Here is a 25,908-nt window from a genome sequence, read left to right as displayed (position 1 = left end):
GTGAATACCATCTCCATACAGCCGATATCCCGCTTCGTTTTCCAACACCGGTTCTCTACGCCGTTCTCCCCACGACTCGGCAAGATGGGGACCAAAACCAGGCAATGCCAGTGATCAACGGGCCAGCGATACTGCTAAACAGTCCGTCATTACCGTATTGCGTCAATGAAAAAGGCCATCCGCTGGATGACCTTCTCATCTGTGGTGCAAAACCTCAGATCCGCAGGCCCGTCATGGCCTGATTCAGCTCAGTGGCGGTGGCCTTGAGGCCCGAGGTGCCGGCCACGGCGGCACTGGCGGACTCCTCCACCTGGCACGCCTCCTTGCGTACCCTGTCCAGGTTGCGGGTGATCTCCTCGGCCACCGAGCTCTGCTCTTCGCTCGAGGTGGCGATCTGGGTGCTCATCTCCAGCACGGCGTCGCTGTGGCTGCTGAGTTTGTCGATGTCGAGCCCTACCTCGGTGATGAGCTGCTGGCTGCTGGCGGCGCGGCCCACCGTCTTCTCCATGATGTCGTTGAGGGCGCCGGTGCCGGCCTGCAGCTCCTCGATCATCTGCTGGATCTCCACGGTCGCCTGCTGGGTGCGGCTGGCGAGGGTGCGCACCTCGTCCGCCACTACCGCAAAGCCGCGGCCCTGCTCGCCGGCACGGGCGGCCTCGATGGCGGCGTTGAGGGCCAGCAGGTTGGTCTGCTGGGAGATGGCATTGATGACGTTGACCACTTCGTTGATGCGGTTGGCGTTGTGGGTCAGCCGCTCCACGGCGCCGGAGGCGTTGCCTATCTCGTCGGCCAGGGTGGCGATGGCGTTGATGGTGCGTGAGACCCGCGCTGCCCCGTTGGCGGCCTCCTCGCTGGACTGGCGGGTCTGTTGCAGGGTGTCATTGGCATTACGGGCCACCTCGCGAATGGCGGCGGACATCTGCTCCATGGCGGCGGCCAGGGAGTCCATGTGCTGGCGCTGGGCGCGGGCCTGGGTCTCGCCATCGCTGGCGTGCTCGCGAAACTCGTCCGCCGCCAGGGTGAGCGCCTCGGCGGACTCTTCCACCAGTTGTACTATCTTGTGCTGGCGATCGGTGAACTTGTCGATGCTGCCCGCCAGGATGGAGAACTCGTCCCGTACCGGGAAGAAGTTGAGGCGGAAGGTGAGATCACCGCCCGCCACCGTCTGCAGCGCCTTGTTGGTGGAGTAGAGCGCCCCGGAGACGAAGGTCATCAGATAGTGGGTGATGAGAGCAAGCAGGGCGGCCAGCACGGCGATGATGGTGAGGGTGCTGCCCTGACCATCCCACATGGAGTAGCGGGCGGTGTCCAGGGTGCCGGTCACGAAGCCGGCCTGACCCGCGCTGACGCCGTAGTGATAGAGCTCTCCCTGCTGGTTCAGGCCGGCCGTGGCGGTCGGCGTCAGGACGAGATCCGCAGGCAGGGTTAGGGTCGGTTGCTGGCTCACCAGCTGGGCCGTGGTCTCGACCCGTTGCTTGAGCTGATCCAGCCTGAGCTGCATCTGTTGATCATGGCTGTCGGCCAGCAGGTACCAGGTGAGGAAGGCGATGAACAACAGGGGACACCAGAAGGTGATGAGAAATTTCTCGCTGATCGTGAGGTGAATGAGATAACGGTCAACCCACCGGAATTTAACTTCTTTCATAATGATATTGCGTCCTGCAAGGGGAGGAGAGTGTCGCGTTCATTATCGCCCCGGGGAAAAATTACTTAAGGGAAAGGTGTGATAAATGGGAGAGCAATCGTTTGTTGTTCGGGTGTGGGGCCAGGTTCAGGGGGTGGGGTTTCGCTACTTCACCCGGGAGCGGGCGCTGCAGCTGGGGTTGCGGGGTCATGCCTACAACCTGGAGGATGGGTCGGTGGAGATCCTGATCGCCGGACCTGAACAGAAGGTGCAGATGATGCTGGGCTGGCTGGAGCACGGACCCCGTACCGCCACCGTGACCAGGATGGAGTGCGCCAACGCGCTGCCTCCTACCGGGTCAGGCTTTCATACCAACTGAGCGGGGCGGATGATGACGACACTGGGGGTCGAGCAGGCCCGCCGGCTCATCGAACAGTACGGGTCGGCCACGCAGGCCCTGCGCCAGCGGGTCGGGGCGGACGAGGTGCACGCCTACCGGATTGCGGCCCGCCGTCTGCTGGCCCTGCTCGCCCTGTGGCGGCCCCTCATCCACGCCCCTGAGCTGGAGTCGCGGTTGAGCCGCGCGGTGGGACGGCTCTCCGCCCTGCGCGATGCCCAGGTCTATTCGGCACATTTTGGCGGCCCCTCCCACCAGGAACTGGTGCCCACCAGGGTGCCCGGGCTGGCGGGACGCCTGGCGCGCTGGTTGGCGAGGCTGGAGGAGGTGCCCGCCGGGGTGGATCCCTTGCCGCTCTTTCAGCTGCATCTGGCGCTCAGCCTGGCCGATGCCCTGGCGGCGCCCGGATTGTCCTCTTCTGACGGTCGCAAGGCGCGGCTGCGCCACTGGCACAGGCTGCGGCTGGTGCTCAAGCGGATCCGTTACGGGGTGGAGCTGCTGATCGGGCAAGGGGAGGGAGATCCGGCCTGGCTGCCCATGTTGGTGGAGTGGCAGGACAGGCTGGGCCAGTTGCAGGATACGCGGCAATGGCTCAGGCGCCTGGGGGATCAGAAGGGGCGTGGCAAGCGGAGGCGAACCCTGGAAGAGGCGATGCGCTGCCAGCTGCGCCAGCTCGATTGCCAGCAGGCGGAGCTGGTGGGGCTCAGGATGGCGTTGCTGCGCCAGGGGTAGTTCGCCAGGCCGGCGCGGCTGATAAAAAGGAATGCAAAAAAAAAAAGAGAGGCCATCGGCCTCTCTCTTCATCTGCGGGGCTTGCCCTTACTTGACGCGCATGCCCGGCTGGGCACCGTCCTGGGGCTCCAGGATCCAGAGATCCTTGCCGCCCGGGCCGGCCGCCAGCACCATGCCCTCGGACATGCCGAAACGCATCTTGCGCGGTGCCAGGTTGGCGACCATCACGGTCAGCTTGCCTTCCAGGTCTTCGGGATTGTAGGCGGACTTGATGCCGGCGAACACCTGGCGGGTCTCGCCCCCGATGTCGAGCTGCAACTTCAGGAGCTTCTCCGCTTCCGGCACTGCTTCGGCCTTCTTGATCAGCGCCACCCGCAGGTCAATCTTGGCGAAGTCCTCGTAGGCGATGGTGTCGCTGATGGGGTCGTCCGCCAGGGGACCGGTCACCTTCGGCACCTGCTCCTTGGCGAGATCTTCCTTGGAGGCCTCGATCATGGCATCAATCTTGGCCGGCTCGATGCGGGAGAAGAGCGCCTTGAAGGGGGCGACGGTGTGGTCGACCAGGGGGGCGGCGATGCCGTCCCAGGTCAGGGTCTCGCCGAGGAAGGCCTCGGCGCGCTCGGCGAGCTCGGGCATGACCGGCTTGAGGTAGGCCATCAGCACCCTGAACAGGTTGATGCCGACGGAGCAGACCGCTTGCAGTTCGGCGTCTGCGCCTTCCTGCTTGGCGATGACCCAGGGGGCCTTGTCGTCCACGTAGCGGTTCGCCTTGTCGGCCAGCGCCATGATCTCGCGGATGGCGCGGCTGAACTCGCGGCTCTCGTAGGCTTCCGCGATGGCGGCGCTGGCGTTGGCGAACTCGCCATAGAGCTCGGGTTCGGCGCAGGTAGCCGCCAGCTTGCCGTCAAAGCGCTTGGCGATAAAGCCGGCGTTGCGGGAAGCCAGATTGACCAGCTTGTTGACCACGTCGGCGTTGACCCGTTGCACGAAGTCTTCCAGGTTGAGATCCAGATCGTCGATGCGGCTGTTGAGCTTGGCGGCGTAGTAGTAGCGCAGGCACTCCGGATCCAGGTGCTTGAGATAGGTGGATGCCTTGATGAAGGTGCCCTTGGACTTGGACATCTTGGCGCCGTTGACGGTCACGTAGCCGTGCACGTTGACCTTGGTCGGCTTGCGGAAGTTCGCGCCTTCCAGCATGGCCGGCCAGAACAGGCAGTGGAAGTAGGCGATGTCCTTGCCGATGAAGTGGTAGAGCTCGGCGTCGGAGTCCGCCTTCCAGTAGCTGTCGAAGTCGATGTCGCCGCGCTTGTTGCACAGGTTCTTGAACGAGGCCATGTAGCCGATGGGGGCATCCAGCCAGACATAGAAGTACTTGCCCGGCGCCCCGGGAATTTCGAAGCCGAAGTAGGGGGCGTCGCGGGTGATGTCCCACTGCTGCAGGCCGCTCTCGAACCACTCCTGCATCTTGTTGGCCATCTCTTCCTGGATGGCGCCGGAGCCGCGCACCCAGTCGGCGAGCCAGGCTTCGAACTGGGGCAGGTCGAAGAAGTAGTGCTCGGAGTCCTTCATCACCGGGGTCGCGCCGGAGACGGCGGATTTCGGGTCGATGAGCTCGGTCGGGCTGTAGGTGGCACCACAGCTGTCGCAGTTGTCACCGTACTGGTCGGGGGACTTGCACTTGGGACAGGTGCCCTTGACGAAGCGATCCGGCAGGAACATGGACTTTTCCGGATCGAACAGCTGGGAGATGGTGCGGATCTTGATCTTGCCGGACTCTTTGAGACGGCCATAGATCACGCCCGCCAGCTCGCGGTTCTCGTCGCTGTGGGTGGAGTGGTAGTTGTCGAAGCTGATGTTGAAGCCGGCGAAGTCGCTCTGATGCTCCTCGGAGACCGCCGCGATCATCGCCTCCGGGGTGATCCCCATCTGCTGCGCCTTGAGCATGATGGGGGTACCGTGGGCGTCGTCGGCGCAGACGAAATGCACCTGATGGCCACGCATTCGCTGATAACGAACCCAGATATCGGCCTGGATGTGTTCCAGCATGTGGCCAAGATGGATGGAGCCGTTGGCATAGGGGAGGGCGCAGGTTACCAGCATTCTACGAGGATCAGTTGCCATAATACGTTCTTTATGTGCCTGTTGGGATGATACAGTGCCGTGCATGTTACCCGAATTGGGGGCGGCCTGCCTAGGGTTGTGGCCCGCAGGGCACAGGCCGGCGGCATCGCTGGAACGTCGGCAAGCCACTGATTTGTGTGCGGTAACCGTTCACCTCAGCATAACGACAACATAATGGGGAGTTAATGGTGATTGATTCAGTAAAACTGATCCTGGCCGAATTTAAGCCGGCCGGGTGGGGCAAGGATCTGGTGGCAGCCGGTTTTGTGCGCACCATAGCGCATCAGGGGCAGACCCTGACCATCAAGCTGGTGCTGCCCTTTGCCGGCCAATCCCTGTTTGACGAGATAAAAGCCGCCTTCGATGCGCGGCTGCGCAGCGCCACGGGCGCGACCCGCATCGACTGGACGGGGGAGATCGACGTGGCCAGCATGCCGCGCGCCCAGCAGCTCGCTGCGGTGCAAGGCATTCGCAACATCCTGGTGGTCGCCTCCGGCAAGGGGGGGGTGGGCAAGTCCACCACCGCCGTCAACCTGGCGCTGGCGCTGCAAAAGGAGGGGGCGCGGGTCGCCATCCTGGATGCGGACATCTATGGCCCCTCCATTCCGACCATGACCGGGACCCTCAAGGAGCGTCCCGTCAGTTTCGATGGCAAGCTGATGGAGCCGGTGATGGCGTGCGGCCTCAAGAGCAACAGCATCGGTTATCTGGTGGCCGAGCAGGATGCCACCATCTGGCGCGGCCCCATGGCGAGCAAGGCGCTCGGGCAGATCCTGCACGAGACCCGCTGGGGCGAGGTGGATTACCTGGTGGTGGACATGCCCCCCGGCACCGGTGACATCCAGCTGACCCTGGCCCAGCAGGTGCCGACCACGGCCGCCGTGATCGTCACCACGCCCCAGGACGTGGCGCTGGCGGATGCCCGCAAGGGGATCGCCATGTTCAACAAGGTCCAGGTGCCCGTGCTCGGCATCGTCGAGAACATGAGCTACCACGTCTGCAGTGCCTGCGGGCATCACGAGGCGCTGTTCGGCACCGGTGGCGGCAAGAAGATGGCAGAGCAGTATCAAGTGGCGCTGCTTGGCCAGCTGCCGCTGCACATCGACATTCGCCAGCACATGGACGACGGTTGTCCGACCGTGTTCGGGGCGCCGGACGGAGAGCTGGCACAGGCCTATCTGAAGCTGGCCCGCCGGGTGGGGGCCGAGCTCTATTTCAGCGGTAAACCGATTGCGACCCCGCTCTACACGGTGGCGCTGGACGAATAATCGGCTGTCGGTCGTCACAGGCGGATTTGGGGTGGGCATGGCCCACCCTTTTTCATATAATGGATCGGTTTAAACAATCCCCAGTGCTCTTCTCTTTAGGTATTTTCAATGTCTGATACTCAACATTCGTGTGTGATCATCGGTATTGCTGGTGCATCCGCTTCCGGCAAGAGTCTTATCGCCCAAACCATCTATGAAGAGCTGGTGGCCGAGCTGGGGGCGGGTCAGATTGGTGTGATCACCGAGGATTGCTACTACCGTGATCAGACCCACCTGACCATGGAAGAGCGGGTCAAGACCAACTATGACCACCCCAACGCCCTGGATCACGATCTGCTGGTTGAGCATCTGACCCAGCTGATGCAGGGGGAGGCGGTCAATATCCCCCAGTACTCCTATACCGAGCACACGCGGATGAGTGACGTCACCGTCTTCGCGCCGCGCCGCGTCATCATTCTGGAAGGGATACTGCTGCTGACCGACAGCCGGTTGCGCGAGTTGATGGATGCCTCCATCTTCATGGACACCCCCCTCGACATCTGTTTGCTGCGCCGCCTGGTGCGCGACGTGCAGGAGCGCGGCCGTACCATGGACTCCGTGCTCAAGCAGTATCAGAAGACGGTGCGTCCCATGTTCATGCAGTTCATCGACCCGTCCAAGCAGTATGCCGACGTGATCGTGCCCCGTGGCGGCAAGAACCGCATCGCCATCGACATGCTCAAGGCGCGTATCCGCCACATGCTGATTGGTTGAGAGAAAACAAGCCGGGTGATGCCCGGCTTTTTTAAATGAATCATTTGTCAGGAGAGTCGCCCAATGCGTCTTTGTGATACCGATATCGAACGGCATCTGGATGAAGGCAAGATCGTCATCGAGCCGAGGCCCGGTGTTGAGCGGATCAGCGGCGTCAGCGTCGACGTGCTGCTTGGCAACGAGTTTCGGGTGTTTCGCGATCATACCGCGCCTTATATCGACCTCGGGGGTACCAGTGCCGAGATGGCCGATGCCATCGAGCGGGTGATGAGCGAGGAGATCCACGTGCCGGACGGCGAAGCCTTCTATCTGCACCCGGGTCAGCTGGCACTGGCGGTGACCTATGAATCCGTGACCCTGCCTGCCGACATCGTCGGCTGGCTGGATGGTCGCTCCTCCCTGGCCCGCCTGGGTCTCATGGTGCACGTCACCGCGCACCGCATCGATCCGGGCTGGTCCGGCCGCATCGTGCTGGAGTTCTACAACGGCGGCAAGTTGCCCCTGGCCCTGCGCCCCAAGATGAAGATAGGGGCGCTGAACTTCGAGATGCTCTCCGGCACCGCTGCTCGCCCGTACAACAAGCGGGAAAATGCCAAGTACAAGAGCCAGCAAGGGGCGGTGGCCAGCCGGATCAACCAGGACTGAGCTTGACGCCATTGTTTATATAAGGAGGGTGCCGCGGCACCCTTTTTCTCACCCTGTGGCAGGTGACGGGAGGTATGAAGCGGCGTTCAGGCATGGGAGGGCTGCCACTGATAGCCCTGTTTGAACCTCGTTCACCGGGTTGCCACGGGCTTTAATTAATCGATGACAAGTCTCATTCCGTCAGGGCATAAGACATTTTTTGACGGAATGCCCTTTTTTTTTCTTACTGAAATATTTCAACAACGGGTATGGCGCATCGAGCCTTCTGGCATAATCCGCCGCAACTCATAAACAGGTTCGTTTTTATGTTTGAAATGTTTAGTGGTTTGGGTTTGTGGTGGTCAATCGGTTTGGTATTGGCCGTTTTTTTTGTGCTGGCCTATGAGTTCATCAACGGCTTTCACGATACCGCCAACGCGGTAGCAACGGTTATCTATACCAAGGCGATGCCGGCCCATATGGCGGTAGTGGCTTCCGGGTTGTTCAATTTTGCCGGTGTCATGCTGGGTGGACTGGGGGTGGCCTATGCCATCGTTCATCTGCTGCCCATCGATCTGCTGCTCGGCATGGATTCCACCCAGGGCCTGATCATGGTCTTCTCCCTGCTGTTTTCAGCCATCGTCTGGAACCTGGGGACCTGGTACTTCGGCATTCCGGCGTCCAGCTCGCACACCCTGATCGGTTCCATCCTGGGGGTTGGCGGTGCCTATGCCCTGATCAGCCATCAACCTCTGAAAGAGGGCATCAACGTCGGCAAAGCCATCGACATCATGCTCTCTCTCATTATTTCTCCCACCGTGGGCTTCATCATCGCCGCCTTGCTGCTGTTCGCCATGAAACGAGTCTGGCTGGGCAGCAAGATCCACAAGACCCCCGAAGAGCGCCTGCTGGTGGACGGCAAGAAGCATCCGCCGTTCTGGGCACGTCTGACCCTGGTGGCCTCCGCCATGGGCGTGAGCTTCGTGCATGGCTCCAACGACGGCCAGAAGGGCATTGGTCTGGTGATGCTGGTGCTGATCTGCATGGCCCCCGCCTATTTCGCCCTGGACATGAACAGCCGCTCCTACGATCTGGACCGTACCCAGGATGCCAACCAGCGCATCATGGAGATCTACCAGCGCAACCATGATCAGGTCTCCCACCTGGTGAACTTCAGCGTACCGGCCCAGGCCCAGGAAGAGCTGATGACCCACTGTGAGGCCGGCGAGGCCCTGCAGGCCATGGCCACCCTCGACAATCGTCTCGGCCAGGTGCGCACCTACGAGGAGATGAGCCTGGTCGATCGCCGCGAGGTGCGTCGCCTGCTGCTGTGCATCGACGACACCGCGCGCAAGGTCTCCAAGCTGCCGCTGCCGGCCAAGGAGCTGACCGATCTCGCCAAATGGCGCAAGGATCTGACTGCGACCGCCGAATATGCACCGACCTGGGTCATCGTCTCCATCGCCCTGGCCCTGGGCTGCGGTACCATGGTGGGCTGGCGCCGTATCGTCTACACGGTAGGCGAGAAGATCGGTTCCTCCGGCATGACCTACAGCCAGGGGATCGCCGCCCAGATCACCGCCGCCGCCTCCATCGGCGTGGCCAGCTTGACCGGCATGCCGGTCTCCACCACCCATATCCTCTCCTCCGCGGTGGCGGGGACCATGGTGGCGAACAAGTCGGGCCTGCAGACCCAGACCATCAAGACCATACTGCTGGCCTGGGTGCTGACGCTGCCGCTGACCATGCTGCTCTCCGGCGGTCTGTTCCTGCTGAGCAACCATCTGTTTGGCGGCTAACCGCCAAGCATTCTCTCGAATAAGAAGGGCCTACGGGCCCTTTTTTCTTGGGTCAAGAAAGGGGATGAGCCAGATGGGGATGACTGACAGGGTTCCTCGAGCCGGACAGGTGGCTGCCCAGGCTTTAGCCGCCGACCCTTGGCACGACATTCTGCCGGCGAGCGACCCAGTGACGCCGGATCCTTGCAAGAAAGTGATGGCTGTATGCCTGACCCCTGTTGTTGCGACCTCCTGATGGGTATTTGTATGCCATCAAACTCATGCTTTTAATAAAACATATCTGCACTCCTTTATCCCTCTTATTCATGGCCAACCCCTGTTTTGCAACCCTGGCAAGCCTTGGCCGACTCGAAAGCCGGGGAGTGACACGTTCAGTAGATGGAGGGGGCGGGCATATCGTATCCAGGGGCCTGGATGGGCAGCCAAGACGCCCATACAGGGGAGATAAAGAGAGCTGCCGGCATTCCAAAGGCGAACAGGGCTTATGGTTCGGGTATTTGCCCTGGACCTCTGCCGGGCCATGGATGGTCAAGCTGGGTCAGTGGGATAAGCACGGGGGCTCAGGAGTGTCGAGTAGGATATCCAGGGTGAGAGTGCAATCAGAGGATGCGGGGTACCGAGGGCTTCTTCGCGACTCTGCCAGAAGGGCAAGTCGGGATCGTCGACAACGCTGGCACTCGCCCTGGTATTGAGAGCGGGCGCCATCACCATGATAAAGGGGGGTAGGGACAGGGAGAGACAGATCGGCGCGCAAAAAAAGAGCCACACAGTGTGTGGCTCTTTGATCAGGTTAGCGAGTCTGCTCAGGGGCGACCGGCCGGGCTGGTTGCCACGTTGCTGGCCGCGGTGCTGCCACCGTGACGACCCGAGGTCGTCACTGCGCTGCGCACCAGAGGTTCGTATTCAACCGGTTCGCGAGGGGCCGGTGCTGGGGCGGCCGCCGGTGTTGCCATGGGGGCAGAGGCCATGCGAGCACGGGCCAGCACGCCGGCACCCTTGCTCAGGGTCTTGGCCGCAGGTACGGCAACGGGCGCAGGCTGGGCCACCACAACCTCGGGGGGGGTGACGACTTCGGCCTCGGCTGCTACAACTGGGGCCACCGGCTCGGCGGTAACGGCGGGGGCCGCTTCCACCTCGGCGACGACCTCGTTCATCACGGGTTCGGCAACGACGGCAGCACTGGGCTGGGCATCATCGGCCTGGACCACCACGTCGGCAACCACGGGTTCGGCAGTCACGACGTCAGCTGCTTCTTCGACCGCAGCTACTGCGACTACGGCTGCCGGTTCAACCGCCTGCTCGGCAGTCTCGGTGACAGGTTTGACGGCCAAGGCGGCTTGTGCCTGCTCGGCAGCTTCTTCGGCAATGGCCTCGGCAACCACGTGCTCGGTCAGGGCGGCAGAGGCTTGCAGCGCTGCAGCCACGGCTTCCGCGCTCGGAATGGTGACGACAGGCACGGCGGGCTCTTCCACCTTGACCTGGGCCGCATCCGCCTGGGCGGCGGTGGTGAGTTGCACCTCGCCCTGAGGCTCGTCGTCACGCTGACCGCGTGCATCTTCGTTGATGCGCTTGCGACGCTGGCCTTCGATTCGCTGGCTGCGAGGCGTGCGACGGGAACGGCGCTGGCCTTCACCCTGCTCGTCCTGCTGCTCGACGGTTGCGGCTTGCACCACGGCGATATCGCCTGCCTGCTCGTCAACCGGCAGGGCAGGGGAGTCGGTTGCGGTGACATCGACGCGGATCTGCTTGCGCAGCTGACGACGTTCGCGGCGCTCGGCCACCTTCTGCTCTTTCTCCTGGCGCGGTTCGGCATCGACGGCGGCAATAGCAGCTTGGGTCTCTACCGTCTCAACCACGACCTCGGCACGGGGTTCACGGGGAGCGCGCGGCTCACGGGCCGGGCGCGGGGCGCGAGATTCACGCTCCTGACGAGGTTCGCGGGGCTCACGTTCCATGCGCTGTTCGCTGCGCACTTCACCACGGGCTTCCCGTTCCTGGCGCGGTTCCCGCTCTTGACGAGGCTCACGCTCTTTGCGCGGACGGCGATTGCGTTCACCGCTCTCGCGGCTGGCTGCGCCTTCACGCTTCTCGCCGGCCTCGGCATTGCGGTTGCCGCGGTTGTCGTCGCGACGGCCACGTTGGCCACGGCTGCGGGACTCATCACGCTGATGGCGATGGCCTTCGTCCTTGCGCGCGTCGCGCTGGGCGGCCGGTTTCTCGGCTGTCGCCTTGGTCTCGGCCGGAACAGCCTCGGTGGAGGAGCCGAACAGACCGGAGAAGGCCTTGGCCAGCTTGCCAAAGAAGCCGCTTTGTTCTGCAACCGGAGCGGGAGCCGCAACAGGAGCCGGGGCGGCGGGCGCAACCGGCTGAGGAGCCGGGGCAAACCCTTGCAGCAGCGGTTGTTCGCGCTCGACTACCTGCGCCTGGCGAGGCTGATAGACCGGCTTGGCAATCTCGGTCTTGAGCTCGTAGCTGGCCGCTTCCGGGATCTCGTTCTGACGGATGCGGGTCACTTCGTAGTGCGGCGTTTCCAGATGCTGGTTCGGAATGATGTAGACACGCACATCATTGCGCTGTTCCAGATTGGCGATGGAGGTACGCTTCTCGTTGAGCAGATAGGCGGCCACATCGACCGGCACCTGAGCGTGAACCTGCTCGGTGTTGTCCTTCATGGCCTCTTCTTCGATGAGACGCAGGATGGACAGGGCGAGGGATTCGTTGTCACGGATGACCCCCTGACCCTGGCAACGGGGGCAGATATGGCTGCTGGACTCGTTGAGGGAGGGACGCAGACGCTGGCGAGACATCTCCAGCAGACCGAAGCGGGAGATCCGGCCGAGCTGGATGCGAGCGCGGTCCTGGTGCACGGCTTCACGCAGACGGTTTTCCACCTCGCGCTGATGGCGCACCGGGGTCATGTCGATGAAGTCGATGACAATCAGGCCACCCAGGTCGCGCAGGCGCAGTTGACGGGCAATCTCGTCGGCCGCTTCCAGGTTGGTCTGCAGCGCTGTCTCTTCGATGTCGCCACCCTTGGTGGCGCGGGAGGAGTTGATATCGATGGAGGTCAGGGCCTCGGTCGGATCGATGACGATGCTGCCACCGGAGGGCAGACGCACCTCGCGCTGGAAGGCCGATTCGATCTGGCTCTCGATCTGGAAGTGGTTGAACAGGGCGACATCACCCTTGTACAGCTTCACGCGATTGAGGAAGTCGGGACGGACCAGCTCGATATGCGACTTGGCGCGCTCGAAGATGACCGGATTGTCGATCAGGATCTCGCCCACATCGCGACGCAGGTAGTCACGGATGGCGCGCACGATGACGTTGCTCTCCTGGTGGATCAACACCGGGGCGGAACGTTGTTGTGACGCCTTGTGGATGGAGTCCCAGTGGTTGAGCAGGACGTTCAGATCCCACTCCAGCTCTTCCGGAGACTTGCCTACACCGGCGGTACGCACGATGAGGCCCATGCCATCCGGCACGGTCAGACCGCTCAGTGCTTCCTTCAACTCGGTCCGCTCGTCACCCTCGATGCGACGGGAGATACCGCCGGCACGGGGGTTGTTCGGCATCAGCACCAGGTAGCTGCCGGCCAGACTGATAAAGGTGGTGAGGGCCGCACCCTTGGTGCCACGCTCTTCCTTGTCGATCTGGACGATCACTTCCTGGCCTTCACGGACCACTTCTTTGATGTTGGGACGACCCTGATAGGAGTAACCGGAGGGGAAGTAATTGCGGGCGATTTCCTTCAACGGCAGGAAACCGTGGCGCTCGGCGCCATAGTCGACAAAAGCAGCTTCGAGACTGGGTTCTACGCGGGTGATTTTACCCTTGTAAATGTTCGCTTTTTTCTGCTCATGCCCCGGACTTTCAATATCCAAATCGTAGAGCTGTTGTCCGTCAACCAGCGCTACGCGCAACTCCTCTTCCTGAGTCGCGTTGATTAGCATTCTTTTCATTGAGTTCTCATTATTTTGTCATTTTGATTCCTCCACAGGATCCTGCCGGCGCCGGCCTCGGGTCTTCAGCATGCTTGGACAACCTCCCGGTTGGGGTATGCATGAGGCGCAAACTAAGGGCACTCTGGTTCAGCCATCTCGAGAGGGCGTGAATTAAGGATACCGGTGTGGAGACAATTTACGTCGGCTCTGTTTGCGTTCTCCATGCGTTGTACCTCGCACCCGGGAACCGTCATGTTCTTGTATACACGGTGTTTCGGGATTGGGTGGCATACATTTTGGCCACTTAGTACAAGGCTTGAACACAATGACAAAACCTTGTTTATTATCCCATTTAAATCACTTTTATAGCAAGACGCCATTTTTTAACAAAGCATGCAGCCAAGGGCTGTCGGCGGTGTTAAAATCCGCGCCATGACACAGATACATCAACAAGTGCAGCTGCTCACCATCGAAGCTGAGCATGACGGGCAGCGCATCGACAATTTTCTCAAGACTCAGTTAAAGGGCGTCCCCAAGAGCCTGATCTATCGCATCCTTCGCAAAGGGGAGGTGCGCGTCAACAAGAAGCGCATCAAACCGGAATACAAGCTCTGTGCCGGCGACGAGGTGCGCGTGCCCCCCGTGCGCGTCGCCGAGAAGAACGAGCTGCCCTCCGCCAACCTCGGCAGCATCCAGCGTCTGGAGAGCCAGATCCTGTTTGAAGACGACGCCATGATAGTGCTGAACAAGCCGTCCGGCATGGCGGTGCACGGTGGCAGCGGCTTGAGCTTTGGCGTCATCGAGGGGCTGCGTGCCCTGCGCCCGGAGGCCCGTTTCCTGGAGCTGGTACACCGGCTCGATCGCGACACCTCCGGCGTGCTGCTGGTTGCCAAGAAGCGCAGTGCCCTGCGCAGCCTGCACGAGCAACTGCGGGTCAAGACCATGCGCAAGCAGTACCTGGCGCTGGTGCGCGGCCAGTGGCAACCCCATGTCAAGGTGGTCAATGCGCCGCTGCGCAAGAACGATCTTCAATCCGGCGAGCGGGTGGTGCGGGTCAGCAGCGATGGCAAGCCCTCCGAGACCCGTTTCCGGATTGCCCGCCAGTTTGCCGAGGCGACCCTGGTGGAGTGCAGCCCGATCACCGGCCGGACCCACCAGATCCGTGTCCACACCCAGCACGCCGGCCACCCCATCGCCTGCGACGACAAGTACGGCGAGGCGTCGTTCGATGAAAAGATGCGGGCCCAGGGTCTGAAACGACTGTTCCTGCACGCCTGGAAGCTTACTTTCACGCACCCGGTGGATGATCGGGAGATGCAGGTGGAGGCGCCGCTATCGCCGGAGCTCGAAGAATTCCTCGGCAAGCTGCCACGCTGACACGAATGAAAAACGGGAGCCAAGGCTCCCGTTTTTCATCGTTGGCGCAGCCCTTGTCTCAAGGCAGATGAAGTCCATGCAATGCCAGCAGGTCGATCAGGCCGATGAGGGGGAGCCCGATCAGGGCATTGGGATCTCGCCCCTCCAAGGCCTTGAACAGCACTATGCCCATCCCTTCGCACTTGAAGCTGCCGGCACAATCGAGGGGACGTTCGGCTTCCACATAGCGGCGGATGGCGGCCTCGTCGAGGGAGCGAAAATGCACGGTGAAAGGCTCGACGAGCTGCTCGGCATGGCCATTCGCAGCATTGATCACGCACAGCCCGGTGTAAAAGATGACGCTCCTGCCCTGGGCCAGCATCAACTGCGCCACTGCATTCTCCACCGTGCCAGGCTTGCCGAGAATGCGCCCGTCGCAGACACACACCTGATCCGATCCGATGATCAACCCCTGATCATGCTGACGTGCTATGGCGCTCGCCTTGGCATGGGCCAGCCGGCGGACCAGGGTGTCTGCCGTTTCCCCGGGTCGAGGGGTCTCGTCCACCTCGGGTGAGGCACACTGAAACCGCAGACCAAGTTTTTCCAGCAGCGCCTTGCGATAGCGAGAGGTGGAGGCGAGGATCAAGGGCGTTTGCATCTTCAGATGATATCCATTTATAAATCAATTGCTTGATTCTATCTGTGCGAACAGGGCTGCGCAAATTGCGTCGATCATCTGCCTGCCTCTGAGTGTGCGACTCAGGAGCCGGGCTGGAAGCAGGCGTCCCGGCGGCTGACAATGACATAGAGCGATACGATGAGGCCGAGAGAGATGGCAAGATACGCGGTGCTGGCCCTGATGCTGCTTTCCTTCGCAGGCTGGGGGGAGGGGTGGCAATTGCGGCCGGGGAAGGAGGGGATCCTGCTCTGGACTCAGGCTCGTCCTCCGTCGCCCTTTCTGGCGCTGCGCCTGGAGATGCAGGTCAATGCGGATCCCGCCGCGCTGTTGAAGGTGCTACGCAATACGGCGCGCCACCAGGAGTGGCTGCCCCGGAGCCGCGAAGTCAGGTTGCTGGCAAAGTCCGGTCCCGACGATGATCTGGTGTACACCCGATTGTCTGCCCCCTGGCCGGTTCAGGACAGGGAGTTGATCACCCGCTCCCATCTGAGCAGGGGAGTCGATTGCGGGCTGACGCTCGAGGTCTGGGCCGAGCCCAATGCCCTGCCAGTGCAGGCCGGGCGATTCCGGATCCAGGAAAGCTCGGGTCGGTGGGAGGCGCAGCCCAGGCCGGATGGCACCACCCTGATCAGACTCGAGACCTATACCAACCCGGGCAGCAACCTGCCGGGCTGGCTGGCCAATCCCATGGCCATCAAGGGAGCCCTTGAGAGTTTTCAGGCCATCCGCCGGCTGATGGAAGAGCAGCCCAGGGTAGCGAATCCGCAGCACCTGCTCGGCGCCAGCCAGCGCTGCCCGCCACTTTCGGAGTGAGACAGTGCCCCCATATCCGGTCTGGGAGGTGGTGAGGATCCTGTGCGGGATCCTGCGGTTTATGGCATAATCGGCCACCGATGAGCGCAAGTTCCTCCCCGCAGGGACCTGTGCAGTTAAAATCATCGGTGGTAAGGACTTTTTCCTTTGACTATCCCTTGTTGGACCTATAATATTCGCGCCCTATGCAAAAGGTGAAGTTGCCCGTTAAGGTTGATCCAGTCCGTAATGCCTTGAAGCTACTCGACTATGTCGGGATAGTGGAAAAGTCGCAGATGCCCAGGCTGGAGGAATCAACCGAAGGCTTGCGAAGTGATGTGGATGTCACCCTGCACTTTGGCAAAGATGTCCAGAAGTTGACCGTTATGAAAGGCACTGCCCATGCCAAGGTCGACCTGGTTTGCCAGCGTTGTGGAGAGACATTCGAACACCTTTGTGAAGCTAGTTTTATCTACACTCCGCTGTTCGAAAGGACAAACGAGGAAGAACTGCCGGAAGCTTATGAGCCCATTGAGTTGGACGAAAACGGCGAGATAGATCTTCATCAAATCCTGGAGGATGAGCTCATCCTCTCGTTGCCTCAGGTGGCCATGCATCCAGTGGATGTCTGCCCGCGAGGAAACATGGAGATGACCTGGGGTGAAATCGAACCTGCTGATGAGCGGCCGAATCCCTTTGCAGTTCTTGAAGCGCTCAAACGTAAGTGAATTTTAGGAGTTAGCCTACCATGGCCGTACAACAGAACCGTAAAACCCGCGCCAAGCGTGGCATGCGTCGTTCCCACGATGCACTGACCACCGCAGCCCTGACTGTTGATCAGACCAGTGGCGAAATTCATCGTCGTCACCACGTGACTGCCGATGGTTTCTACCGCGGTAAAAAGGTAATCGCTTAAGGATTGCCTTTGTCTACGCAAACTGTCGCGCTAGACATAATGGGGGGAGATATCGGCCCCTCGGAAACAGTGCCTGCCGCCGTGCAGGCACTGTCTCTTTTGCCCCAGCTACGCCTTGTCCTGGTCGGTGATCAACACCAGACCGCTCCTCTGTTGCAGCAACACGGCTTGCTCAACCATCCCCGCGTTCGTCTCGTGCATGCCTCCCAAGTCGTGGGCATGGGCGAAAAGCCGATCGTGGCGCTGCGTACCCTGAAAGACTCCTCCATGCGCGTGACCCTGGATCTGGTCAAGAGCGGCGCCGCCGATGCCTGCGTCAGCGCTGGCAACACCGGTGCCCTGATGGCCATGGCCAAGTGCGTGCTCAAGTCCTTGCCTGGCGTCGACAGACCCGCCCTCATCAAGGCGCTGCCGACCGTGAATGGCAAGCGCACCGTGATGCTGGATCTGGGGGCGAACGTGAGCTGCGATGCCGATACCTTGCTGCAATTTGCGGTGATGGGGGCCGTGGTCGCCGAAAAGGTCGAAGGGATCCCTTTCCCCCGGGTGGCGCTGCTCAACGTGGGGGAGGAGGAGATCAAGGGCAACGACCTGGTTCGCCACAGCGCGGAGCTGCTGCGCCAGTGCAACGCCCTCAATTTCGCCGGTTTCATCGAGGGTGACAGGATCTTCAGCGGCGACTGTGACGTCATCGTCTGCGACGGTTTTGTCGGCAACGTGGCGCTCAAGACCGCCGAGGGGGTGGTGCGGATGATGGCCGAACTGGCCGGATATCCGCGCAAAAAACGCAGTTTTCTTGGTCGACTCGCCGGATTTATGTTCAAACGGCGTTTTTCTTACCTGAACCCCGACCAGTATAATGGCGCGAGTCTGTTAGGATTGCGCGGCATTGTGGTAAAAAGCCATGGGCGGGCCGAGCGCCGCGCTCTGTGTCATGCGATTCTGCTGGCCGCACAAGAAGCCAAACACCAACTTCCGTTGCACATTGCAGATCGCCTTGAATCTGTCTTTTCCGACAGGGATTAATAAAACTCTATGCATAGCAAAATTCTGGGTACTGGCAGTTATCTGCCGAGTTCGGTCCGTACCAACGCCGATCTTGAGCAGATGGTTGAAACCAGTGACGAATGGATCGTGGAACGCACCGGGATCCGTGAACGCCGCATCGCGGGCAGCGACGAAACCGTCGCGACCCTCTCTCACCAGGCGGCCTTGCGGGCGCTGGACGCCGCAGGTCTGACCGCGGCGGATCTGGACATGATAGTGCTGGCGACCACCAGTGCGGAGAATGCCTTCCCTGCCGCCGCCTGCGAACTGCAGGGGCTGCTCGAGGTGCCGGGGATCCCGGCCTTTGACGTCGCCGCCGCCTGTGCCGGCTTTACCTATGCCCTCGCCATCGCCGATCAGTTCGTCAAATCCGGCGCCGCTCGCCACGTACTGGTCGTGGGCGCCGACGTGCTCTCACGCATGTGTGATCCCGAGGATCGCGGCACCATCATCCTGTTCGGGGATGGGGCAGGGGCCGTGGTCATCGGCGCGAGCGAGACGCCGGGGATCCTCTCCACCCACCTGCATGCAGATGGCCGTTACGGGGAGCTGCTCAAGCTGCCGCAACCCCGTCGTGGCATGCCGGGGGCCGAGCTCGAAGCCTACATGTACATGAAGGGGAACGACGTCTTCAAGGTGGCGGTCACTCGCCTGAGCGAAATCGTCACCGAAACCCTGGCCGCCGCCGACATCGAGCCGAGCGAGCTGGACTGGCTGGTGCCCCATCAGGCCAACTTCCGCATCATCAACGCCACCGCCAAGAAACTCGGCATGGGGCTCGACAAGGTGATCCTGACCCTGGATCGTCACGGCAACACTTCCGCGGCCTCCGTGCCCATCGCCTTCGATGAAGGGGTGCGTGACGGCCGCATCAAACCCGGCCAGCTGGTCCTGCTGGAAGCCTTCGGCGGCGGTTTTGCCTGGGGCTCTGCGCTGGTTCGCCTCTGATACCGAGCGGCGTCTGACTCCGGGCGCCCGCTTACCGAATTCGTCTTACCTTAAAGGAATCAATGATGACCCGATTTGCCATTGCCTTCCCGGGACAAGGCTCCCAGAGCGTCGGCATGCTGGCTGAACTTGCCGAGCAACACGCCGTGATTAAAGAGACCTTCGCCGAGGCGAGCCAGGTGCTGGGCTATGACCTGTTTGCCCTGGTCATGGAAGGGCCGGCCGAGGATCTGAACAAGACCTGGCGCACCCAGCCCGCACTGCTGACCTCCTCCGTCGCCCTGTGGCGCCTGTGGCAGCAGCAGGGGGGGGCAACTCCCGCCGTGATGGCCGGCCACAGCCTGGGGGAATACTCCGCCCTGGTGTGCAGCGGAGCGCTGGCGTTTTCCGATGCGGTCAAGCTGGTCGAGCTGCGTGGTCTGGCCATGCAGGAGGCCGTGCCGGAAGGCACCGGTGCCATGGCCGCCATCATCGGGCTGGACAATGACAGCATCGCCGCCAACTGCGAGAAAGCCGCGCAAGGTCAGGTGGTCTCTCCGGTCAACTTCAACTCCCCGGGCCAGGTGGTCATCGCCGGTCACAAAGAGGCCGTCGAGCGCGCCAACGTGCTGATGAAGGAGTCGGGCGCCAAGCGTGCGCTGCCGCTGCCGGTTTCCGTGCCGTCTCACTGCGCGCTGATGAAACCGGCCGCCGAAAAGCTGGCCGCCGCCCTGGATGGGATCGAGATCAAGGTTCCCGCCATCGCCGTCATCAATAATGTCGACGTATCCTGTGAGCAGGATCCGGCCGCCATCAAGCAGGCCCTGGTGCGCCAGCTGTTCAGCCCGGTTCGCTGGACCGAGACGGTCGAGCGCATGGCCAACGACGGCATTACCCTCGAGATCGAGATGGGGCCGGGCAAGGTGCTGACTGGCTTGGCCAAGCGCATCGATGCGCGGGTGGAAGGCATTCACGCCAACGACGCAGCCTCGTTCGAGCAGGCACTGGCCCAGATCAAGTAAACAGGAGCAAGTCATGAGTTTTACCGATAAGGTTGTGTTGGTCACCGGTGCCAGTCGTGGCATCGGTCGTGCGATTGCCGAGACGTTTGCTGCCCGTGGTGCGAAAGTGGTGGGCACGGCGACCAGCGAGAGCGGTGCCGAGGCCATCAGCGCCTATCTGGGCGAGCAGGGCTGTGGCATGGCACTGAACGTGACCAGCCAGGAATCCATCGAGACTGTCTTTGCCGCCATCAAGGAACGCTTCGGTGACATCGACATCCTGATCAACAACGCTGGCATTACCCGCGACAACCTGTTGATGCGGATGAAGGATGACGAGTGGAACGAGATCATCAATACCAATCTGACCTCTCTCTATCGTCTGAGCAAACCGGTGCTGCGTGCCATGATGAAGAAGCGCAACGGTCGCATCATCAGCATCGGCTCCGTGGTCGGTACCATGGGCAATGCCGGTCAGGTCAACTATGCTGCTGCCAAGGCAGGTCTGGTCGGCTTCACCAAGTCGCTGGCCCGTGAAGTGGCGTCCCGTGGCATCACGGTGAACGCGGTTGCTCCCGGTTTCATCGAGACCGACATGACCAAGGCGCTCAACGAAGAACAGCGCGCCGGCATCATGAACCAGGTGCCTGCCGCCCGTTTGGGCGATCCGAAGGAAATTGCTGCCGCTGTGGTATTCTTGGCATCGGATGATGCCGCCTATATCACCGGCGAAACCCTGCATGTTAATGGCGGGATGTACATGGTGTAATCAATTTGTCGTGAGTTCTGTTCAAATTTGCGATAATACGCCGAAGTTTGGCGAATTTCGTGGTTTGACCAGCGGCAAGTCACTTGCAAACTCACGTCAATTGAATACACTACCCCAACCAGACGCAATAGCGTATTTTTAAAGGAAAATTCAGGTCATGAGCAACATCGAAGAACGCGTAAAGAAAATCATCATCGAACAACTGGGTGTTAAAGAAGAAGACGTGAAGAACGCTGCTTCCTTCGTCGACGACCTGGGCGCTGACTCTTTGGATACCGTTGAACTGGTAATGGCGCTGGAAGAAGAATTCGATACCGAAATTCCTGATGAAGAAGCCGAGAAGATCACCACTGTTCAAGCGGCTATCGACTACATCACCGCTAATCAGGAATAAGTTCCTGTTCTGAAGGAAGCGGCCCAAGGGCCGCTTCTTTTATGTTTACCCCTTTCAAAACACCTCTCGGAGACTACCTCAGTGTCAAAACGCAGAGTCGTGGTGACCGGCTTGGGGATGCTTTCCCCGGTGGGCAACACTGCCGAATCCAGCTGGCAAGCCCTGCTCAAGGGGCAGAGCGGCATTTCCCTCATCGACCATTTTGATGCCAGCGAGTATGCGACCCGTTTCGCCGGCCTGGTCAAAGATTTCGACCCCGAAGCGTTCGGCATCAACCGCAAAGAAGCCCGCAAGATGGATCTCTTCATCCAGTACGGCGTGGCGGCGGGCGTGCAGGCCCTGGACGATTCCGGCCTGGCCATCACCGAAGAAAACGCGGAGCGGGTTGGCGTCGCCATCGGTTCCGGCATCGGCGGCCTGGGTCTCATCGAGCAGAACCACAGCAGCCTCGTCAACGGCGGCCCCCGCAAGCTGAGTCCCTTCTTCGTGCCGTCCACCATCATCAATATGGTGTCCGGTCATCTCTCCATCATGAAAGGCCTGCAGGGTCCGAACATCGCCGTCACTACCGCCTGTACCACGGGTACCCATGCCATCGGCATGGCAGGCCGGATGATCGCCTACGGTGACGCGGACGTGATGGTCGCCGGCGGCGCCGAGAAGGCCTCCACCCCCATGGGCATGGGTGGTTTTGCCGCTGCCAAGGCGCTCTCCACCCGCAACGACGAGCCCACCAAGGCGAGCCGTCCCTGGGACAAGGATCGCGACGGCTTCGTGCTGGGTGACGGTGCCGGCGTACTGGTGCTGGAAGAGTACGAACACGCCAAGGCCCGTGGCGCCAAGATCTACGCCGAGCTGGTCGGTTTTGGCATGAGTGGCGACGCCTATCACATGACGGCACCGCCCTCTGACGGTGACGGTGGCGCGCGCGCCATGAAGAACGCCATCAAGGATGCCGGCATCGCGCCCGAGCAGGTGGGTTACATCAACGCCCACGGCACCTCCACCCCCCTCGGCGATGTGGCCGAGCTGCGCGGCATGAAGAAGGTGTTTGGCGAACATGCCAAGTCCCTGATGGTCAGCTCCACCAAGTCCATGACTGGCCACCTGCTGGGGGCGGCGGGCGCCATCGAGGCGATCATCACCGTGCTCTCCCTGCGCGACCAGATGGTGGCCCCCACCATCAACCTGGACAACCCGGATGAGGAGTGCGATCTGGATCTGGTGCCCCATGTGGCCAAGGCAGGCCAGTTCGAGTATGCCCTGTCCAATTCCTTCGGGTTTGGCGGCACCAATGGCTCCCTGATCTTCAAACGCGTATAATTCGCCTTGGGCGAACCATGAGGCCCGATACCCAGTATCGGGCCTTTTTTATCGGAGGGATCCCCTTGCTGATTAATGGAATAGCGACAGAAAGCCTCAGCGCCAGGGATCGTGGTCTGGCGTATGGTGACGGTCATTTCACCACCATGCTGGTGAAAGCAGGGGAGGTGGTCTGGTGGCCGGCGCACCTGGCCAGGTTGCAGCATGCCAACGCCAGGCTCGGCCTTGCCGAACAACCCTGGGATGCCCTTGCCGCCGAGGTGGCGCAAATGGCGGCAGGACAGACGCAGGCTGTCGTCAAGGTCGTATTGACCCGAGGCGTTGGCGGACGGGGTTATGACAGCGGCGGCTGCGATGCACCGACCCGCATCGTCTCCCTCGCCCCCTACCCGGAGCATTATCCTGGCTGGCAGCAGCACGGTATCGCGGCCCTGGTCTGTCAGCAGCCGCTCGGTGAGGCCCCCATGCTGGCGGGCCTCAAGACGCTGGGGCGCCTCGAACAAGTGATGCTGAAACGCGAACTTGCGGCGCGCGGCGGGGTCGAAGGTATAGTCTTGAACAGCCGGGGATTTCTGGTAGAAGGGGTCAGCGCAAATCTGTTTTGGCGTCGCGGCAGGACGGTGTTCACGCCGGATCTCTCCCGCGCCGGGATCGATGGCATCATGCGCAAGCGAGTGATGACGATGCTTAAACAGATGGGCATTGAACTGCGTGTCGTGGAGGCTCCGCTGGAGTCGCTGTGGCAGGCCGAAGAAGTATGGTTGACCAATACCCTGATGGGCATAGTGCCGATCACCAGCATCGGGGATGTGCACTATCCCAGCCCGGTATTGATCCGCCGTTTACAGGAGCGTTTGGTCATTGAAGTTTAATCGGCTCTACACCCTGCTCGCGGGGGCGGCGTTGACCGTTGCCGCCGCGGGGGGATACGTATATTACAAATGGCAGCAGGTGGAGACGCTCACCAACAAGGGGCCGACCCGCCTCTTTACCGTCGAGAAAGGCGCCCACGCGGCGCGCCTGATTGCCGAGCTGGGGGAGGGGGAAACCAGTCCCTGGGCGGTGCGGCTCTGGCTGCGCGGCCATCCCGAACTGGTGGCCATCAAGTCAGGCACTTACGAGATCAAGGAGGGGGCCCCGCTCAAGGAGACCCTCTCCCTGTTCGCCTCCGGCAAGGAGTTTCACTTCAGCCTGACCTTTGTCGAGGGTTCACGTTTCGAAGACTGGCTGAAGCAGCTCTCCAGCGCCCCCTATCTGGAGCGCCTCACCGTGGAGCAGAGCGAGGCGGATCTGGCCCAGGAGCTCGGCATCGAGAATGGCAAGCTGGAGGGCTGGTTCCTGCCGGAAACCTACGCCTATACCACCCATGCCAGCGACATCTCCATCCTGCGCCGCGCCTACCAGGACATGAAAGCCTTCCTGGACGCATCCTGGGAGAAGCGTCAGGCCAATCTGCCCTACAAGACCCCCTATGAGGCGCTCATCATGGCCTCCATCATAGAGAAAGAGACGGGTCAGCCGGATGAACGGGCCCAGATCGCCTCTGTGTTCGTCAATCGCCTGCGCCTCGGCATGAAGCTGCAGACCGATCCCACCGTCATCTACGGGGTGAAAGACAGGTACGACGGCAACATTCGCCGCAGCGATCTGACCGACGTGAACCCCTACAACACCTATGTGATCGATGGCCTGCCGCCTACCCCCATCGCCATGCCGGGCAAGGCGTCCATCGAGGCGGCCCTCAATCCCAAGTCGACCGACTATCTCTACTTTGTCGCCAAGGGAGGCGGGGCCCACTATTTCTCCAAGACCCTCGATGAACACAATCGGGCGGTACGCGAATACATATTGAAGAAGCCCTAATGTCTAAATTTATCGTGATTGAAGGATTGGAAGGGGCAGGGAAGAGCTCCGCTGTGCGCTACGTGACCGACTATTTGCGGGCCCACGGCATCGAGCGCATCGAGTGCACCCGCGAGCCGGGCGGCACACCGCTGGCGGAGCGGATGCGCGCCATCGTCAAGGAGGTGCACGACGAGCGTCTGACCGTCGAGGCCGAGCTGCTGCTGATGTACGCCTCCCGGGTCCAACTGGTCGAGACCCGCATCAAACCGGCGCTGGCCGAGGGGATCTGGGTGGTGGGGGACAGGCACGATCTCTCCTCCCAGGCTTACCAGGGTGGCGGGCGCGGCATCGATGCCAATCTCATCGGAGCCATCAAGCGGGCGGTGCTCGGCGACTTCAAGCCGGACCTGACCCTCTATCTCGATATCGATCCCGCCATCGGTCTGCAGCGGGCCCGCCACCGCGGCGAGCTGGACAGGATCGAGCTGGAGCAGCTCAGCTTCTTCGAGCGCACCCGCGCCCGCTATCTGGAACTTGCGGCAAAGGATGACAGCATCCTGGTGATCGATGCCGGCCAGACGCCGGACCGGGTCAAGGCTGCCATCGAGACCGCGCTGGATCACTACCTCGCAAGCGAGGGGCTATGCATCCCTGGCTGATCCCTGACTGGCATGCCCTGAGCCAGACGGCCCAGGCCGGACGGCTCGGGCACGCCTGGCTGCTGCTCGGGGATCCCGGCCTTGGCAAGGAGCTGCTGGCCGAGCGCCTGGCCCGACTGCACCTGTGCCAGCAACCGCAACGGGGCGAGCCCTGCGGCCAGTGTCACTCCTGCCAGTTGTTCGAGAAGGGCCATCACCCGGATCTCGGCACCCTGGGGCCCGAGGGCAAGACCATAGGGGTCGAGGCCATCCGCGAGCTCTGCAGCCGCTTGCAGAGCACGGCCCAGCTCGGCCGCGGCAAGGTGGTGATCATTGAAGATGCCGAGCGCATGACCGAATCCGCCGCCAACGCCTTGCTGAAGACCCTGGAGGAGCCGGCGGGTGACAGCCTCTTGCTGCTGATCGCCTCCCAGATCTCCCGTTTGTTGCCCACCATTCTCAGCCGTTGTCACAAGCATGTCTGCCGGTTGCCGGCGGAGGGTGAGACCCTGGCCTGGCTGGCACAACAGGGGTATCAGGCTACCCAGGCTCAGGTGCGGATCTGCCAGGGAGCGCCGCTGCGGGTGCTGCGCTATATCGAGGAGCAGCAGGACGCTGCCCGCCGGGAGCTGCTGGAGAGTTTCGTCTCCCTGTCCCAGACGCCGACCCGGGCGACCAGCGTCTGCGCCCAGCTGGCGGAGGACTGCCAGGTCAGGCTGCACTGGCTGCAGCTCTTCCTATGCGATGCGCTCAAGACCCAGGCGGGCTGTGGCCATCACCAGCTGGCGATGCCGGATCTGGCGACCCTCAGCCAGCAACTGGCCGATCGTCACGGCAGCGAGCGGCTGCTCGAGGCGGAGCAGCAACTCGTCGCACTCAAAGAGGCCTGTCAGCCGGGGCAGCTCTCCAATCCCACCATTCATCTGATGAACTGGCTCCACCGCTGGTTATGAACA

Annotated in this window: 24 protein-coding genes; 20 read left to right on the top strand and 4 right to left on the bottom strand. The window is 61.7% G+C overall.

What is annotated here, in order from left to right; genetic code table 11:
* Window positions 1-214 precede the first annotated feature (214 nt).
* Window positions 215-1,645, bottom strand: a complete 1,431-nt coding sequence (locus tag BN1132_RS07090) for a methyl-accepting chemotaxis protein (protein ID WP_042076324.1) — start codon at window positions 1,643-1,645, stop codon at window positions 215-217.
* Between the two features lie 85 nt (window positions 1,646-1,730).
* Between BN1132_RS07090 and BN1132_RS07085 the strand changes: the two genes are divergently transcribed.
* Together BN1132_RS07085 and BN1132_RS07080 are read left to right on the top strand one after the other, a co-directional pair.
* Window positions 1,731-2,003 (top strand): acylphosphatase, encoded by a 273-nt coding sequence (locus tag BN1132_RS07085; protein WP_042076323.1) that lies wholly within the window; start codon window positions 1,731-1,733, stop codon window positions 2,001-2,003.
* 9 nt (window positions 2,004-2,012) lie between these two features.
* On the top strand, window positions 2,013-2,753 hold the full coding sequence (locus BN1132_RS07080) for a CHAD domain-containing protein (protein ID WP_042076322.1): 741 nt from the start codon (window positions 2,013-2,015) through the stop codon (window positions 2,751-2,753).
* A gap of 87 nt (window positions 2,754-2,840) precedes the next feature.
* Here BN1132_RS07080 and metG read toward each other — a convergent pair whose 3' ends face one another.
* Window positions 2,841-4,874 (bottom strand): methionine--tRNA ligase, encoded by a 2,034-nt coding sequence (gene metG / locus BN1132_RS07075; RefSeq protein ID WP_042076320.1) that lies wholly within the window; start codon window positions 4,872-4,874, stop codon window positions 2,841-2,843.
* 185 nt (window positions 4,875-5,059) lie between these two features.
* Here metG and apbC point away from each other — a divergent pair, with 185 nt between their 5' ends.
* From apbC to BN1132_RS07055, 4 genes are all read left to right on the top strand, one after another.
* A complete protein-coding gene (apbC, locus tag BN1132_RS07070; protein ID WP_042076319.1) occupies window positions 5,060-6,142 on the top strand; it encodes an iron-sulfur cluster carrier protein ApbC in 1,083 nt (360 codons plus the stop codon).
* Window positions 6,143-6,250: 108 nt separating this feature from the next.
* The gene (udk, locus tag BN1132_RS07065; protein ID WP_042076317.1) at window positions 6,251-6,895 is read left to right on the top strand and encodes a uridine kinase; all 645 of its coding nucleotides are present in this window, start codon (window positions 6,251-6,253) and stop codon (window positions 6,893-6,895) included.
* A 63-nt stretch (window positions 6,896-6,958) separates the two neighbouring features.
* A complete protein-coding gene (gene dcd, locus BN1132_RS07060) occupies window positions 6,959-7,540 on the top strand; it encodes a dCTP deaminase (RefSeq protein ID WP_010674732.1) in 582 nt (193 codons plus the stop codon).
* Window positions 7,541-7,845: 305 nt separating this feature from the next.
* Window positions 7,846-9,318, top strand: a complete 1,473-nt coding sequence (locus BN1132_RS07055) for an inorganic phosphate transporter (protein WP_042076316.1) — start codon at window positions 7,846-7,848, stop codon at window positions 9,316-9,318.
* An 803-nt stretch (window positions 9,319-10,121) separates the two neighbouring features.
* On the opposite strand, the gene rne is transcribed toward BN1132_RS07055, so the two are convergent.
* Window positions 10,122-13,280: a ribonuclease E gene (gene rne, locus BN1132_RS07050; protein WP_042076314.1), complete on the bottom strand. Its 3,159-nt coding sequence runs from the start codon at window positions 13,278-13,280 to the stop codon at window positions 10,122-10,124.
* Window positions 13,281-13,694: 414 nt separating this feature from the next.
* Here rne and rluC point away from each other — a divergent pair, with 414 nt between their 5' ends.
* Window positions 13,695-14,639 carry a 23S rRNA pseudouridine(955/2504/2580) synthase RluC gene (gene rluC / locus BN1132_RS07045; RefSeq protein WP_209428954.1) on the top strand — a complete coding sequence of 315 codons (945 nt, stop codon included), beginning with the start codon at window positions 13,695-13,697 and terminating at the stop codon, window positions 14,637-14,639.
* 58 nt (window positions 14,640-14,697) lie between these two features.
* Here the strand turns inward: rluC and BN1132_RS07040 are convergent, their stop codons facing one another.
* Window positions 14,698-15,279 (bottom strand): Maf family protein, encoded by a 582-nt coding sequence (locus BN1132_RS07040; protein WP_042076312.1) that lies wholly within the window; start codon window positions 15,277-15,279, stop codon window positions 14,698-14,700.
* A gap of 174 nt (window positions 15,280-15,453) precedes the next feature.
* Between BN1132_RS07040 and BN1132_RS07035 the strand changes: the two genes are divergently transcribed.
* From BN1132_RS07035 to holB, 13 genes are all read left to right on the top strand, one after another.
* Window positions 15,454-16,113: an START domain-containing protein gene (locus BN1132_RS07035; protein WP_042076330.1), complete on the top strand. Its 660-nt coding sequence runs from the start codon at window positions 15,454-15,456 to the stop codon at window positions 16,111-16,113.
* 185 nt (window positions 16,114-16,298) lie between these two features.
* Window positions 16,299-16,820: a 23S rRNA accumulation protein YceD gene (gene yceD, locus BN1132_RS07030; protein WP_029314532.1), complete on the top strand. Its 522-nt coding sequence runs from the start codon at window positions 16,299-16,301 to the stop codon at window positions 16,818-16,820.
* 20 nt (window positions 16,821-16,840) lie between these two features.
* Window positions 16,841-17,008, top strand: a complete 168-nt coding sequence (rpmF, locus tag BN1132_RS19425) for a 50S ribosomal protein L32 (RefSeq protein WP_005300935.1) — start codon at window positions 16,841-16,843, stop codon at window positions 17,006-17,008.
* A 9-nt stretch (window positions 17,009-17,017) separates the two neighbouring features.
* A complete protein-coding gene (gene plsX / locus BN1132_RS07025; protein ID WP_042076310.1) occupies window positions 17,018-18,034 on the top strand; it encodes a phosphate acyltransferase PlsX in 1,017 nt (338 codons plus the stop codon).
* A gap of 9 nt (window positions 18,035-18,043) precedes the next feature.
* Window positions 18,044-19,003: a beta-ketoacyl-ACP synthase III gene (locus BN1132_RS07020; RefSeq protein ID WP_042076307.1), complete on the top strand. Its 960-nt coding sequence runs from the start codon at window positions 18,044-18,046 to the stop codon at window positions 19,001-19,003.
* Between the two features lie 65 nt (window positions 19,004-19,068).
* Window positions 19,069-20,004 carry an ACP S-malonyltransferase gene (gene fabD, locus BN1132_RS07015; protein WP_042076306.1) on the top strand — a complete coding sequence of 312 codons (936 nt, stop codon included), beginning with the start codon at window positions 19,069-19,071 and terminating at the stop codon, window positions 20,002-20,004.
* A 13-nt stretch (window positions 20,005-20,017) separates the two neighbouring features.
* A complete protein-coding gene (gene fabG / locus BN1132_RS07010) occupies window positions 20,018-20,752 on the top strand; it encodes a 3-oxoacyl-ACP reductase FabG (RefSeq protein ID WP_042076305.1) in 735 nt (244 codons plus the stop codon).
* A 157-nt stretch (window positions 20,753-20,909) separates the two neighbouring features.
* On the top strand, window positions 20,910-21,146 hold the full coding sequence (acpP, locus tag BN1132_RS07005; protein WP_005300909.1) for an acyl carrier protein: 237 nt from the start codon (window positions 20,910-20,912) through the stop codon (window positions 21,144-21,146).
* Window positions 21,147-21,227: 81 nt separating this feature from the next.
* Window positions 21,228-22,469, top strand: a complete 1,242-nt coding sequence (fabF, locus tag BN1132_RS07000) for a beta-ketoacyl-ACP synthase II (RefSeq protein WP_042076303.1) — start codon at window positions 21,228-21,230, stop codon at window positions 22,467-22,469.
* 17 nt (window positions 22,470-22,486) lie between these two features.
* On the top strand, window positions 22,487-23,341 hold the full coding sequence (gene pabC / locus BN1132_RS06995) for an aminodeoxychorismate lyase (RefSeq protein WP_042076301.1): 855 nt from the start codon (window positions 22,487-22,489) through the stop codon (window positions 23,339-23,341).
* Complete coding sequence (gene mltG / locus BN1132_RS06990) at window positions 23,331-24,332, top strand: endolytic transglycosylase MltG (RefSeq protein ID WP_042076299.1); 1,002 nt, start codon at window positions 23,331-23,333, stop codon at window positions 24,330-24,332. Before pabC ends, mltG begins: the two co-directional genes overlap by 11 nt.
* The gene (gene tmk, locus BN1132_RS06985; protein WP_042076298.1) at window positions 24,332-24,973 is read left to right on the top strand and encodes a dTMP kinase; all 642 of its coding nucleotides are present in this window, start codon (window positions 24,332-24,334) and stop codon (window positions 24,971-24,973) included. The genes mltG and tmk overlap by 1 nt, the downstream gene beginning before the upstream one ends.
* A complete protein-coding gene (holB, locus tag BN1132_RS06980; protein ID WP_042076297.1) occupies window positions 24,958-25,905 on the top strand; it encodes a DNA polymerase III subunit delta' in 948 nt (315 codons plus the stop codon). The genes tmk and holB overlap by 16 nt, the downstream gene beginning before the upstream one ends.
* Window positions 25,906-25,908: the final 3 nt, after the last annotated feature.

It is taken from the genome of Aeromonas sanarellii, from assembly GCF_000820085.1.
Taxonomy (GTDB): domain Bacteria; phylum Pseudomonadota; class Gammaproteobacteria; order Enterobacterales; family Aeromonadaceae; genus Aeromonas; species Aeromonas sanarellii.
This window is presented reverse-complemented; position numbering and strand designations above follow the sequence as displayed.